The sequence below is a fragment of the Sorangium sp. So ce119 genome, from assembly GCF_051524405.1.
Lineage (GTDB): Bacteria > Myxococcota_A > Polyangia > Polyangiales > Polyangiaceae > Sorangium > Sorangium cellulosum_G.
In genome coordinates this window covers 4,932,859-4,946,208 of the sequence record NZ_CP150310.1, presented here as the reverse complement: position 1 = coordinate 4,946,208, position 13,350 = coordinate 4,932,859, and the positions used below count along the sequence as shown (strand labels likewise).

General features: G+C 74.7%; 8 protein-coding genes. 1 reads left to right on the top strand and 7 read right to left on the bottom strand.

Going from position 1 to position 13,350, the window contains the following annotated elements:
- Nucleotides 1–83 precede the first annotated feature (83 nt).
- The 5 genes from WME76_RS18545 to WME76_RS18525 form a co-directional block, all read right to left on the bottom strand.
- Nucleotides 84–1,004 (bottom strand): hypothetical protein, encoded by a 921-nt coding sequence (locus tag WME76_RS18545; RefSeq protein WP_233561936.1) that lies wholly within the window; start codon nucleotides 1,002–1,004, stop codon nucleotides 84–86.
- Between the two features lie 489 nt (nucleotides 1,005–1,493).
- Entirely contained in the window at nucleotides 1,494–2,519 is a 1,026-nt protein-coding gene (locus WME76_RS18540) for a hypothetical protein (protein ID WP_437961422.1), read from the bottom strand.
- Nucleotides 2,516–3,529, bottom strand: coding sequence for a diphosphomevalonate decarboxylase (mvaD, locus tag WME76_RS18535; protein ID WP_437961421.1), 1,014 nt, complete (start codon nucleotides 3,527–3,529; stop codon nucleotides 2,516–2,518). The genes WME76_RS18540 and mvaD overlap by 4 nt, the downstream gene beginning before the upstream one ends.
- A complete protein-coding gene (gene mvk, locus WME76_RS18530) occupies nucleotides 3,526–4,584 on the bottom strand; it encodes a mevalonate kinase (RefSeq protein WP_437961420.1) in 1,059 nt (352 codons plus the stop codon). The genes mvaD and mvk overlap by 4 nt, the downstream gene beginning before the upstream one ends.
- Nucleotides 4,581–5,693 carry a polyprenyl synthetase family protein gene (locus WME76_RS18525; RefSeq protein WP_437961419.1) on the bottom strand — a complete coding sequence of 371 codons (1,113 nt, stop codon included), beginning with the start codon at nucleotides 5,691–5,693 and terminating at the stop codon, nucleotides 4,581–4,583. The genes mvk and WME76_RS18525 overlap by 4 nt, the downstream gene beginning before the upstream one ends.
- 521 nt (nucleotides 5,694–6,214) lie before the next feature.
- Here WME76_RS18525 and WME76_RS18520 point away from each other — a divergent pair.
- On the top strand, nucleotides 6,215–8,173 hold the full coding sequence (locus tag WME76_RS18520; protein WP_437961418.1) for a DUF6345 domain-containing protein: 1,959 nt from the start codon (nucleotides 6,215–6,217) through the stop codon (nucleotides 8,171–8,173).
- A 6-nt stretch (nucleotides 8,174–8,179) separates the two neighbouring features.
- Here WME76_RS18520 and WME76_RS18515 read toward each other — a convergent pair whose 3' ends face one another.
- Both WME76_RS18515 and WME76_RS18510 read right to left on the bottom strand, forming a co-directional pair.
- Nucleotides 8,180–10,873: a protein kinase domain-containing protein gene (locus tag WME76_RS18515; RefSeq protein WP_437961417.1), complete on the bottom strand. Its 2,694-nt coding sequence runs from the start codon at nucleotides 10,871–10,873 to the stop codon at nucleotides 8,180–8,182.
- 441 nt (nucleotides 10,874–11,314) lie between these two features.
- A complete protein-coding gene (locus WME76_RS18510) occupies nucleotides 11,315–13,159 on the bottom strand; it encodes a nitroreductase (RefSeq protein ID WP_437961416.1) in 1,845 nt (614 codons plus the stop codon).
- Nucleotides 13,160–13,350 lie beyond the last annotated feature (191 nt).

Sequence of the window (13,350 nt, the reverse complement as noted above, 5' to 3'; positions counted from 1 at the left end):
GACGGGGGCCCCGGACCAACGAGCCACGTGAATCGCTCCAGTGCCTCTCCGGATCACCGCGCGGAGCTCACGCCCTCCCACCGTCAACGCGCGACGAGGCGCATCGCGGGGCGGCTGTGCTGGCTGTGCTCCGCCTCGAGCTCCTCGAGCTCGAACGCCCGATCGATGTCCATGTCGAGCTCCTCGAGCTCACGCTGCGTGCTCTCGCCGTTGTCCAGGTCGTCGAGCTCGCGCATGAACCGGTCGATCTCCGCGCACGTCGACGGCGTGTCCACCGGCGTCATCGATTGCTCGTGCATGAGCTGGATGAGCTCCAGGATGGCGGCGAGCTTCTGCGAGACGACCTCGAGCCCCTCGCGCGTCTGGCTCCAGCACTCGGCGCGCCGGTAGGCGATCGTGAGCCGCCGCTCGGACAGCCCGCGCGTGCGGCCCGCGGACGTGCTCCGGACCGCCTCCAGCGCGCGGATCGTCTCCATCAGCTCGGTGTGGTTGGTCATCGCGAGCGACTCCTGGCCAGCCTTGTGCGCGATCGCGAGGCGGATGTAGCTCATCAGCAGCCGGCTCAGGCCGAAGCCGTCGTCGAGCAGCATCGGGACGGCGCCGCCGCGCCGCCGGATGTTCTCGCGGGTACGGTCGATCAGCCGGTCGAGCCGCGCGAGCTCCTGCTGGTGCCGGATGTCCATCTGCCGGATCAGCGACTCGCGCGCCCTCGACCACGCCGCCCGATCGGCCTCGTCGAGCTGCGCGTCGATGCTGCGGCGGAAGTAGCCGCGCCAGGGGACGAGGCACAGGATGAGGAGCTCCGCCCCGAGGCCGATCAGCAGGAGCAGCGGGCTCCAGCCGATGAAGCTCAGGAGGAGCGCGCTCCCCACGACGAGGAGGTTGTACGGGTGGACCAGCACCCGGCCCACGTACGTGCGCGCGGTGCGCCTCCGCAGCGGTGCGACCTGGACGCCGAACGCCGCCAGCGTCGCCCTCGACTCGGCCAGGCTCGCGCCAAGCACATCCTCCAATCGGCAAAGCTCTCGATCGCACGTCGTCATGGAGTCCCCCCTCTCACCTGGTCCGCTGGTCCTCGTGCCACCTCGCCCCGTCGACCACCCCCCGCCGCCGAGCCAGCCGACCGGGCGATCGACGCAGGCGCGCGCCCCCGCACCGGCGCGCCAGCGCGCTGTGAACGCAGGTCACGCTCGCGCGGCTCACGCCGGCGGCGGCCGGCCCGCGGAGCCCGCCCCCGGAGGACCAGGAGCCCGCCGCGCTCATCGGCCGCCCAGGCGGTATCACCTTGAAAAATAAAGCTTTTCTGGCGGCGCTGCGGCATCGCCAGGTCCACGAAGTTCATGCTCTTTCCGCTCTTCGCATCTCGAAGCCCCGTGGAGCTCCGCGGTGCGCCGTCGAGGCGCAGCGCCGCGGTGGATCCCGGAGCGAGCAGAGCGGGGTCCGTGCCAAGCGCCGCGGCACCGCGCGGCGCACGATCCGGCGAGGGGGCGCGGCTAAGTGGGGGAGACGCGCGGCGCGGGGGGCGGACGGGCTGCGTCCAGCACGTGGACGCCGGGCGCGCCGAGCGACATCGGCACGCGATCGAGGCCGGACGCGCGCGCCGCCTCGAGGAACGCCGCCGAGGGCGGCGCGGGGCCGACGAAGATCGAGACGTCCCCGCCGCCGGCGCCGCTCGGCGCGAGCGCTGCGCCCTCGGCGGTCGCGGCGGGGCGGAGGCGCCTGAGCGCGGGGGTGACAATGGGCGCGCCAGCCCGGTCGCCGAGCTCGGCGAGGGCGTCGACCTGGCGATCCAGCGCGGCCACGAACGCGCGGGCGTCCTCGGCAGCCACGGCGGCGGTCGCCCCCTCGGCGGCCACGCCGAGCAGCGCGCGGTGCGCCGCGGGGTCGCGGGCGGCGAGCGCGCGCACGCGCTCGAGCATGTCGCTCGTGCGCGCCGCGGCGTCGCTGGCGAAGACCTCGATCGCGAGCCGGCCCGGCAGCGCGTGCGGCGCGACAGCGAGCTCGCCGCCCGGCCCGAGCCGACAGCAGAGGACGCCGCCGTAGACGCTCGCCGCGACGTCGACGCCGCTGCCGCCGCCCTGCGCCCGCCGGTGCGCCGCGAGCGCGTCGAGGAAGAGCGCGCGGGCGTCCCAGGCGGGCATCGGCTGGCCCACAGCGGCCGCCGCGGCCGCCGCGGTCGCCATCGTCGTCGCGGCCGCCGCCGCGCGCGCCGCGAGGGTCGCGACGAGGATGGCCGCGCTCGATCCGAGGCCGAGCTTGCGGCTCGCGGCGATCGGCGCGCCCGCGGTGGAGCCCGCCGCCGGCTCCGGTGTGGACCGGAGCGCGGAGGCGTCGAACCATACGGCCTGGTCGAGCGCGCCCGCGTCGATCGCGGCCTGGACCTCGTCCGTGACGAGGTCGGCGGGGCGCGCCGGGTCGGCGAGGACGTACCGATCGACAGCGGCCACGAGCGCGGGCGCGCCCTCGAGCACGGCGTACGAGCCCGAGAGGACCAGCTTGCCAGGCGCGCGGACGATCACGGGCTCACGCTCCCGTCGGGGGGCGCGAGGTGGGCGCCGCCGCCGGGGGCGGCCGAGATGGTGCGGAGGACGCCGGGGACGGCGAGCAGCGCCTGCTCGACGGCGCCCCGCGCCTCGGGGGTCGTGAAGACCTTCACGTGCGGGCCGGCGTCGATGGTGAAGAACGCCGGCGTGCCCCCGCCGCGGAGCCGCCGCACCGCGGCGATCACCTCGACGGTGGCGCCGGTCCAGTAGAGCAGGCCCGGCGAGGCGGCGATGCTCGAGGCGTGCATGCACAGGGCGCTCGCCTCGGCCGCGGCGCCGAGCGCCGCGAAGTCGCGGGCGAGGACCGCCGCGCGGACCGCCTCGAAGAGCGACGGCGCGGCGTCGACCCAGGCAGGGAAGTACGGGCTCGTCATCGCGGTGTGCCGCATGCCGTCGCTGGAGCCGACGTCCTTCGGCCCCTCGCGCGTCACCGCGATCACGACAGCGAGCGGCCAGTGGCCCTCCGGCGCGAGCGGCGTGGCCGCGAGCGATTCGTCGCCGGGGCGCCCGGCGCGGAGCTCGACGAAGCCGCCGAACGCGGAGCGCGCGGCCGAGACCGAGGTCTTCCGCGCGAGATCGCTCACCAGGGCGGGCGCGGTGGGCAGGCCCGCGGCGGCGCTCGCGGCGAGCGCGAGCGCGGCGAACGCGGACGCGCTCGAGGCGAGGCCCGCGGCGGTGGGGAAGTCGTTGCGGCTGACCACGCGGGCGCGCTCGCGCCGGTCCGAGGCGGCGCGGACCCGGTCGAGGAGCCCGGCGACCCGGCGCGTCGCCTCCGCGTCGGGCGGCAGCGCCGCGCCGCCGAGGTGGAGCTCGTCGCGATCGAGCGAGGGATCGAAGGCGACCTCCGTCGTCGTGGCCATGCCGGCGAGCGTCACCGAGAGGCTCGGGACGGCGGGCAGGTTGTGCCCGTCGGGCCGTTTGCCCCAGTACTTCGCGAGGGCGATGTTCGGATGGGCGATCGCGGTCGCCCGGCTCACGGCGCTCATGCTTGCTCCTCGGCCATCCTCGTCGTCACGCTCGTCTCGCCCGCCTTCACCCGGGTCACGAAGCCGCTGTAGCCCGCGTCGTGCCAGGCGGCGAGCACGCGGTCGGCGGCCTCGGGCGCGGCGCCGCCGTCGCCGGGCGGAGGGGGCGGCAGCAGCGCGATGACCGAGCCGCCGCCGCCGGCGCCGGTGAGCTTGGCGCCGAGCGCGCCGGCCTCGCGCGCGAGCCTGCAGAGGGCCTCGATCGCCTCGGTCGAGACGAACATGCCGGCGAGCAGCATCTGGTTGAGGTCCATCAGCCGGCCGAGCCCGATCGCGTCGCCGGCCTCGACGGCGAGGGCCGCGTTCTCCACGAGCGCGGCGATGCCGGCGATCGAGCTCTCGGCGAGCGTGGGCTTGCGCTCGAAGAGCTTCGCCACGAGGTCGACCATGCTGCGCGTGGACGACGGCACGCCCGTCGCGCCCACGCAGAGCCAGAGGTCGTCGCGCGGGACGATCGGGGTCGCGCCGCGCGCCCGGGTGAAGCGGAAGCACCCGCCACGGGCCGCCGCCGTCGTGTCGACGCCCGACGGGTTGCCGTGGAACACCCGCTCCCAGGCGGCCGCGGCGGCCAGCACGGGGGACGCGGGCGCGAGCGCGAGCGCGGTCTCCGCGCGCGGCTCGGCCGCCGCGGGCGAGGCGGCCGATTCCGCGGCGACGGACGCCACGGGGGTCTCGCGCGCGAGCGCGGCGACCGCCCGGGCGATCGCGACCCCGAGCGCCGCCGAGCTGCCCAGCCCTCCGCCGGGCGGCAGCTCGCTCTCCGCGGCCACGCGCACCGGGCCGGCGCCGGGGAGCGCCTCGAGGAGCGCCGCGAACGCCTGCGCGACCTCGCCCTCGGCCGGCGCCGCGCCGCGCTCACCCCCGCCCAGCCAGAGCTCGCTCGCGCCGGACGACCGCGTCGCCCGGGCCCGGGCGCCGCGCTCGATGCCGGCGGCGAGCGCCGGGGCGCCGTACACGACGGCGTGCTCGCCGAGCAGGATGACCTTGCCGGAGGCGTGGCCGAGCGCCTCGGTCATGCGCCCGTCCACCGGAGCGCGCTCGCCGCCCCGCACAGGATCTGCCGGGCGGACGCGCTCACCGGCAGCGAGCGCCCGAGGACCTCGGCCTCGCCGCACAGGGCCGAGAGCCGCTCCTCGACCGCGCGCCGCGCGCCGCACGCCTCGAGCGCCAGGCTCGCGGCCGCCACCGCCTCGCCGCTCGCGTCCTTGCGGCCGAGCGCGCCCTCGACGGCGCGCCGCCCCGCGGCGTCGAGGCGCCCCTCGGCCGCCGCGAGCACGGCGGTGCGCTTGCCGGCGCGCAGGTCGTTGCCGACCGGCTTGCCGGTCGCGGCGGCGCTGCCGAAGGTGCCGAGCAGGTCGTCGCGGAGCTGGAAGGCGACGCCCACCGGCGCCGCGAACCGCTCGAGCGCCGCCACCGTCTCGGCCGGCGCGCCGGCCAGCGTGGCGCCGAGCGCGAGCGGGCCGCGCACCGTGTAGCTGCCGGTCTTGAGCGCGTGCATCTGCTCGACGTCCTCGGCCCGCCCGACCACGTCGAGGTGCTGCCCGATCACGACGTCCTCGTGCATCTTGCAGAACAGCCGCACGGCCGCGAGCGTCGTCGCCGGGGGCGCCTCGGCGCCCGCGAGCGCGCTCAGCGCGAAGCTCCAGGTGAGATCGCCGGCGAGGATCGCCGACGAGGCGCCGAGGTGCGGGTCGCCGAGCACGTCGGTCAGCGCGACGTGCGCGGTGCGGTCGCCCCGCCGGACGGTGTCGCCGTCGATCCAGTCGTCCTGGATGAGCAGGTAGGTCTGGAGCAGCTCGAGCGCGACGCCGGCGTCGATGGCGGGCCCGAGCGGCGCGTCCGGCGCGACGCCCTGGTAGGCGGCGACGAGCAGCCCCGCGCGGAACCGCTTGCCGCCGCGCAGGGTCAGGCTCTTCGCCTCCAGGGCCATGGCCGCGACCTCGCGGCCGTAGCGCTCCACGTCGGTCACCTTGTCGCGCCAGCGCCGCTCGAGCGCCTCCTCGACGCGGGGGCGGATCGAGGCGAGGAAGTCGAGGAACAGCCGCGCGCCGGGGTCCGCCGTCCCCTCGAGCGTCCGATCGCCGGCCCGAAGCGCGCCCTCTCCGTCCTTCGTGTGCGCTGTCATGGAATGCGCGGCAGCCTAGGAGCCGGGCGCGAGCCGGTCAATCTGCGCCGCCAGCGCGCGCTGCCCGGCGCCTCGCCCGGGAGCGCCGCCGGCCGGCGGAGCGGCGCTGCGGCGCGCGGCGCGCCGTTCACCAGGCCTCGATGTCGGGACCGGGCCCGCCCGCGGCGCGGACTGCGGAGGAACGCGCTCCCGGAGGGCGCATGAGCGTGAGGGGGGGAGTCCGCGGCGAGACGCAGAGTCGACGCGGCGTGGAGGCGCCGAGCTGTCGAGTCGGCGAGCCGGCGTTGCGGGAGGGAGACAGCGAGACGAACGATCTCCCCGCCTCTCCGCTTCGCTGACAAATTCCGCGGTTCGCGCGGTTTCATCCTGATCCGCGCCCTGCGCGGGCCGAGGTGGCTTGGGATCTGCAATGCGTGGGCGCGCGCCCCGGGCCGGGAGCGCCGCGCGCAGGCTTCCTGCGAGATGGCTCCTCCGGAGTCGCGCGCGGCGCCGCGCGCGACCGGAGGAAAGAGGGGACTTTCATGAAGAGACCGCTGGATGGGATGTCGAGCCTCTTTCTCCTCATGATCGTCGGCGCCGCCGCGTGCAGCGGTCACGACGCCCGCGAGGATCGCCCGGAGAGCGCCGGCGACGGTGCGTCCGGCACGGCGCCCGGCCCGGCGCCCTTCGCGAGGAGGGCGACCTTCCTGCCCGCCTACCGCGTGATCGGCCCCGGCGCCGACGTGGAGCGGGCGGCCGCGCTCGCCGGCGCGCTCGGGCTCGCGGAGGAGGGCTTCCGCGGGGGCGCCTTCCTGGCGGCCGACGGCGCGATTCGCTACCTGGATCGCGCGCGATTCCAGCGCTTGCCGACGAGGAAAGGCGACGCGCCGGCGCCCTGGTTCCGCGACGAGCGCGGCTTCGCCACCTCGCGGGGCGACGACGCGATGGACTTCGAGGCGCTCGCGGCGATGCGCGTCCTCCCCGAGCCCGACGCGGCGGCGCGGGCGTGGGCCGCGCTGGATCTCGCGCGCCTGCCGATCGGGCGCGACGTCGCCGTGGGCCACTCGCTCTTCGAGGCGGTCGACGCAGCGGGGCGCCGCGTGGCGCGGGCCGAGCTCGACACGCAGGTGAGCTTCCGGGACGCGCTCGAGGGGCTCCGGCTGATCGGCCCCGGGGCCAAGGTCCGGGTGACGTTCGACGCCGGGGGCGCCGTGACCCACCTGATCTACGCGCGGCGCGAGCTCGAGCGCGGCGAGGACGTCGCGATCGTCCCGCCCTCCGGGGCGCCCGCGCTCTGCGCCGGCGCGCTGGGCGGCGGCGCGACGCTCACGGCCGAGCCGGAGCTCGTCTATTACGCGCCGCCGCTCTCCCGCGAGGTGCAACGGATCCTGCCCCATTACGTGTGCAGCGCGCGGCGCGGCATCGGCGCTCAGGCGGTGGACGTCCGCAAGGCGATCGTACCGGCCGTCATGAACGCTCCGAGGGCCGCGATCTCGGCGCGCGTGGACGGCGCGATCGGCACCGCGGAAGCGACTGTCACCGGGGGTACTGCTCCCTACACGTACAGGTGGGTATCTTCGGCTCGCCTGATGGACGCCGCGGGCGCCGGCGGCGCGAGGGTGCAGATCGCGCCGGGCGACTCCGGTGTTCGCGGGCAGACGGAGACGCTCTCTCTCTATGTCACGGACGCCGACGGCCTGGTCGCGACCGCGGCGCGGCAGGTCTCGTTCGCCCGCGCGGCGCCGTGGTCCGGGGCGCCGGCCGCGTCACCCGGGTTGCCCGCGCCGCCCGACGTGTCGCCGGGGAACGAGGGCCGCGCCGCGGTCGGCGCGGAGTGGGTCGGGCTCTGCGGGGGCCTCGATCACTCGGCGGCGAACGTCGACGGGCTGCTGAAGAGCTTCCAGGCGGGCGGCGTCGAGGATCGGTTCAACTGGGGTGACCAGCGCGCGTGGGAGGTCGATTTCAAGGACCCGAGGCTGGGCGGCCAGGACGCGTCGTACGCGGACTCGGTCGATCTCACGTTCTATACCGGGCACGCGAACGGCCTCGGGTTCATGTTCTGCAGCGCCATGACCGACCAGTTCCTTCACTTCAGCGAGGCGCACTGGGGCAACTCCAACCTCGAGTGGATGGTGGTCGCCGCCTGCGGCCCGCTCCAGGACGACGCGGGCGCGTGGCGCTTCCGGTGGTCGGGCGCGTTCGACGGCCTGCACCTCCTGGTCGGTTATGCGACCGAGTCGTTCGACGACACGACCGAAGGAGCCATGTTCGCGGACTACCTGCTCGACGACGCGAAGCCGACGCCGCTGCGCCAGGCGTGGGTGACGACCGCGATAGAGGTCCAGCCGGACGACGACGTGATCTACGCCGTGATGGGCGCCTATGGCCAGGGATGGACGCTCCCCAACTACGACGATCACTTCTGGGGCAAGGGCCCGGTCGGCCCGGACCTCCGGGGCGCCGAGCGGATCGGGTTCTGGCGGCTCGCCGGGCCTACGTAGCCGAGCTCAGTAACCGAGCCACTTCGGATCGAGCTCGATCGAGTACTGATCCACGAACCTGAACACGACCCCTCCCGCGTCCGTCCTCGCGCTGATCGCGTACACGGACTCGTTCGCCTGAGGTCGATGGTCGGTCGGGCTGAACGAGATGGGCCCGGCCGTCATCCCGTCGAGCACCACGTTCTGGAAGCCCTCGAGCGCGGCCTTCAGGTCCTCGCCCGTCGGGCTCTCGTGGCCGGCGTCGACGGCTCGCTCGACGGCCTTGCGCCACATGAGCGCCGCCGCGTGGCCCTGGACGTAGAACTGGTCCTGGTACCTCTCGAGCGGGCGGCCGTCCTTCTCCCGGTACGTCCGGTGGATGCGCAGCATCTCCGCCATGCCGCTCGAGTGCTGCGTGTCGCCGAAGATGGGCACGGGGAACAGGCCGTAGAAGATGCCGGCGCACGCGTCCCCGCAGATCTCCAGGGTCCTCTCGCCGATCCCCCAGTTGTTCGCGATCACGCGGAGCTGCCAGCGGTCCTTCTCCGGGAACGCGCGATCGATGAGCCGCTGCGCGGCGGCGGCGCCCTTGCCGACGAAGGACGAGGAGACGACGCTGTTGCCGGCCCAGAACCAGCTCGTGGGGACGTAGGACGGGTTCGCCCGCTTCTTGTCGATCTCCCGCTCCACGTAGCGAGTCACCGCCTCGACGATGATCCCCTCGTCCTCGAGGGACGACGTCTGCGGGACGATCAGATCCTCGCCGAGCAGCATGCCAGGGAGCTGCTCGACGTACGATTTGCCCGCCGCCAGCGGATCGACGCAGTAGAGACACCGGTCGATGGTCTCGTGCACCATCGCGATGCGCCCGGGCGCGATCTTCCAGGCCGCCTTGATCCCGATGCGGATCGCGGTCGAGTAATCCGTGGCCGGGAAGAAGATGTACGGATAGCCCGGGCTCGTCTTGTGCTCTGTCGCGACGACGCTCTGGCCGAGCGCGTTGAACTCGTCGTACTGGACGTCCGCCGAGATCGGCACCGGCGTGGCGAGCGAGCCGGCGTACGAGCCGGGGATGATGAGCTTCTTCTCGTGCGTGAGCCTCGGCGCCACGCGGGTGGTCGGCCCGGTGCCGAAGACGAACAGCGTGGAGACCTCGCCCCACGCGGGCTCGCGCCGCCACGCCGCGATGACCTCCTCCGTCCTGGCCGGGTCATACTGCGCATCTCGCATGTCGACGTCGATGGAACAGCCACGGAGGCCTCCCGGGCTGCTGTTGAGGTGACGAAGGTAGTCGTAGACTCCGTGGCTGTAGGGCGGCGCGATGTCGGTGGCAGTCCCCGTGTCGTCGGTCGTGATCCGGACGCGGAGCACCCCTGTGCAGCGAGCGCCCACGGCCGCGGCAGACCCGGCGACGGAGGCCGCCGCGGCGCCGGCCGCGGGCGCCTGCCCGTCCGGGCGGAGCACCGAGATCACCACCGCCGCGATCAGGGCGGCCACGCCGAGCCCGGCGATCAGGTAGCTGCGGTGTTGAGGCGTGGCGGCCGTGCGGAGCGTCGACCTCCGGTCGATCGAGTCGGACGCGGTGCGCGGCGTCGTGTTCCCGATCTCCCCATCGGTGCTCAGGGTCTGGAGGCGCCGCCCGTCCGGGCCCTCGATCTGGCTCAGCCGGGAGTGGCGCTCCTGGTGCGCGTCCGCCGCGCTCGCGCTCCGGTCGAGGTGCGCCTTGACCTGCCGCTGCATGCTCGCCCGGCGCTCCGCGAACAGGCCCCGCATCCTCGCGCCGACCTCGTCGGCGCCGACGTCCTCGCCCCCCCCGCGCAGGTAGTCCTCGAGCGCCGCGCGCATCTCCTGGGCGGTCGCGAACCGCCTCGTCGGGTCGCGATCGAGCGCCCTCGCCACGATGGCGTCGAGGGCCGGCGGGATGTCCGGGTGGACGAGCGAGGGCCGCCGGATCTCGTCCAGCGCCGCGAGCTTCCAGAGCGCGCTCACGGCGTCGCCCCCGAACAGCCGCTCGCGCGTGAGGAGCTCCCAGAGCACGATGCCGGCCACGAAGATGTCGGCGCGCCGGTCGATCGACGCGCTGTCCGCCGCCTGCTCGGGCGCCATGTAGGACGTCTTGCCCTTCAGCTTCCCGGTCTCGGTGAGGTTCGCGTTGATCGACGCCTTGGCGATGCCGAAATCGAGCAGCTTCACCGCGCCGTCGTAGGTGACGAAGATGTTGTGCGGCGAGACGTCGCGGTGGACGATGCCGAGCGGCGTGCCGTCGTAATCGCACAGCTCATGGGCGTAGTGGAGGCCCGAGAGCATGTCGGCCACGATCCGGACCCAGACGCCGCGCGTGAAGGCCTCCGTGCCCGCCTCTCCCTGGGCCACCGCCCGCATGATCGCGTTGAGCGGCTGACCCTCCAGATACTCCATCACGGTGAAGTAGCCGGCGTCGTCCTCGCCGACCTCGTAGGTCTGGACGATGTTGGGGTGGTTGAGGCGCGCGGACAGCTTCGCCTCGTCGAGGAACATGGTGACGACCCGCTCGCCGTCCGCGGCCATGTCGCGGTGGCGCTTGACAACGACGAGCTTGTTGAAGGCGCCCGGGCCCCGCGCGATCGCCAGGAACACGTCCCCCATCCCGCCGCGGCCGAGCTTCGCGATCAGGCGGTATTTGCCCATGATCGCCGTCTGGGTCGGCTCCGCGTCCGAGGTGTCTTGACCCGTGCCCACCATGTTCCCGGCTGTTCTCAGGGGCGCGCGCCGCTCCGAGTGGATTGGCTATAGGAACAAAGGTGTTTATCGTTGTCAACGCCCGCGGCCCCCGGCGCCGGCTCGGGGTGCTGCGCGGCTTGCGTGGGCTGCGTGGGCTGCGTGGGCTGCTTCTGACGCACGTGCTCGCGATCGGGTGGTTGAGGTCGCGGCATGAATGCGTTCATGTGGTGATGCCACCGAGTTGAGATCATCGATTCGGAGGCGGCTCGTGCGATTACCGCAGGGGTGTCATTTTGTGGCAACACGGTCTGCGTCGGCGCCGCGGCGGGCCGGTGACGTGGGGCGTCCCGAGGTCGCTCTTCGTGCCCCGCTGCGAGCACGAAGGTGCACGCGGTGAGCGGGTTGGACGGAATTGTTCTCCACCCGACCGGCTCCGGCGCCGGGGATGCAGCGACGCGCGCGCTACCGGGGGGCAGGTTCGCGCCGTGTCCTCTCGAGGTGCTCGTAGGGCGCGCGCGTCGTCAGGCGCGCGTCGTCGACGGGGCCGCCGACGGTGAAGTGATAGAGGCTCTGGAAGGCGTCGCCGGTGATGCCGCAGAGCTCGTGAAACACGTCATCGAAGTAGCAGCCGATGCCGGTCGCGCGCACGCGGCCGCCGCTGTCCCGCGCGGCCTCGGCCTCGAGGTAGAGCGCGTGGCCGAGGACGCCGGCCTCCCAGAAGAGCCGGCGATACCAGGGCGCGCCGCGCTCCCGGAGCGTGGCGCCGAGGTCGGCGACCATCCCGAGGCTGAACGCGCCGTCGGCGGCGATCTCCTGGTGGCAGCTCACGATCTGCGCGGGGCCGCGGAGATCGGCCTCGGAGAGGCGGTAGAGGCGAAGGTGGTCCGGGCACCCCGCCGGCTTCTCCCAGTCGAAGGGGTGCGCGAGCGCGGCGCGCAGCCGCTCGTGCGCGGCCTCCGACCGCTCGAGCGCGTAGAGGCCCTGCGCGAGGCCGCGGACGCGGTGCACGAAGACGACCGCATGCACCAGCGGCGCCCACGGGAGCGCGTCCCACGGGGGCACGCCGGGGCGGGGGAGGAGGCGGTCGAGCATGGCGTAGAACGTCTCCGCGCCGATCGAGGTGCGGCCGTCGAACGCGGTGGCGCTCCGCCGCGCGCGGATGACCTCCGACGCGAGGGCGCCCGCGCCGCCCGCGCCGCCCGCGCCGCCCGCGCCGTCCGCGCCGTTCACGCCGCCCGCGCCGCCCGCGCCGTCCGCGCCGTTGACGCCGCCCGCGCCGTTGACGCCGCCCGCGCCGTTGACGCCGCCCGCGCCGTTCACGCCGCCCGCAAGCGGCGGCAGCGCGGCCTCGGGGGCGGCGGCGGGCTCCTCGGTGTGAGGCTTCCACGTGGCCCGGGCGGCGTCGTCGATGACGTCCCAGTCGACGTGGCTCGGGCTCAGCGCGTTCGCGCGGCCGGCCCACGCGCCGTCGACGACGAGGCGGATCACCTCGGCCGCGCTCGCGCCGACCGCGCGGGCGGCGGCGAGCGCCGCGCTCCGGTCGAGCGGCGCCGCCGGCACGAGGAGCAGCGCGGCGTCGGGGTGCTCGCGATCGGCGGCCGCGACCCCGGCGAAGTCCGCGTCGCGATCGAGGCCGAGCAGCGCGGACAGCTCGGCGTCGCCGAGGTCGTCGAGCAGCACGGCGGACCAGCCGAGCGCCGCCGCGGCGTAGCGGATCGCGGCGAGGGCGTGCCCGGCGTCGTGCTGGCAGTAGCGGAACGCCCGCTCGCCGTACTTCCACGCCTCGCGCCAGTGGACGGAGCTCAGCCCCACGACGAAGCTCCCCGGGGGGAGGAGGCCCGCGAGATCGCGGGCGGCGGCGGGGTCCAGCGAGGCGCGGCGCTCGAGCGCGTGGTCGCGGCTCACGTAGTGATAGAGACCGGCGGGCACCCCGGGCGCGCCGGCGAGGAGCAGGTATCCCTCGGTCGGGTGCAGATTCCCGCTCGAGGGGTTGCACCGCAGCGCCCAGCGCGAGCCCCCGGTCTCCTTCCAGGCGGACAGGCCCAGGGAGAGCTCGAAGAGGGCCGCGATCGAGCCGAGATCGACCGCGGCGGTCGGCACGGCGCCAGGGCGGTAGAGGTCCCGGTACGCGGCGGTGAGCCCGCCGGCGCGGAGCGGCAAGAGGAGCTGCGGGGCGCCCTCGAAGGTGCGGAACGGATCGGGCTGCGTGCTCCAGTCGAGATACCCCAGCGCGCGGGCATACCGATCGAGGCGGTGCTTCGTGCGCGCGTGGTACGAGAGCGCGCGTTCAACGGGGGTTGTCGACATGGGCGGCTCGCGGCGCGCAGCGTAGCAGCGCCCCGGGGCGTCGCTACAGGAGGAGGCGGGCCGGTCCGTTGTCGATTCTCATCGCGCGCTCCGTGGTTCAACATCGCGCGGTCCAGCATCACCGCCGCGCGTCCCCCGCGGCCATCGCGCGTTCCCCGCGACACGCCCCGCGGCGCGTCCCCCACCGAGCG

What these genes read in the sequence shown, in the direction of transcription:
- mvaD (WP_437961421.1), bottom strand. Translation starts at nt 3,529, where the DNA reads ATGAGCGCCGTGAGCCGGGCGACCGCGATCGCCCATCCGAACATCGCC.
- WME76_RS18520 (WP_437961418.1), top strand. Translation starts at nt 6,215, where the DNA reads ATGAAGAGACCGCTGGATGGGATGTCGAGCCTCTTTCTCCTCATGATC.
- WME76_RS18510 (WP_437961416.1), bottom strand. Translation starts at nt 13,159, where the DNA reads ATGTCGACAACCCCCGTTGAACGCGCGCTCTCGTACCACGCGCGCACG.
- WME76_RS18515 (WP_437961417.1), bottom strand. Translation starts at nt 10,873, where the DNA reads ATGGTGGGCACGGGTCAAGACACCTCGGACGCGGAGCCGACCCAGACG.
- mvk (WP_437961420.1), bottom strand. Translation starts at nt 4,584, where the DNA reads ATGACCGAGGCGCTCGGCCACGCCTCCGGCAAGGTCATCCTGCTCGGC.
- WME76_RS18525 (WP_437961419.1), bottom strand. Translation starts at nt 5,693, where the DNA reads ATGACAGCGCACACGAAGGACGGAGAGGGCGCGCTTCGGGCCGGCGAT.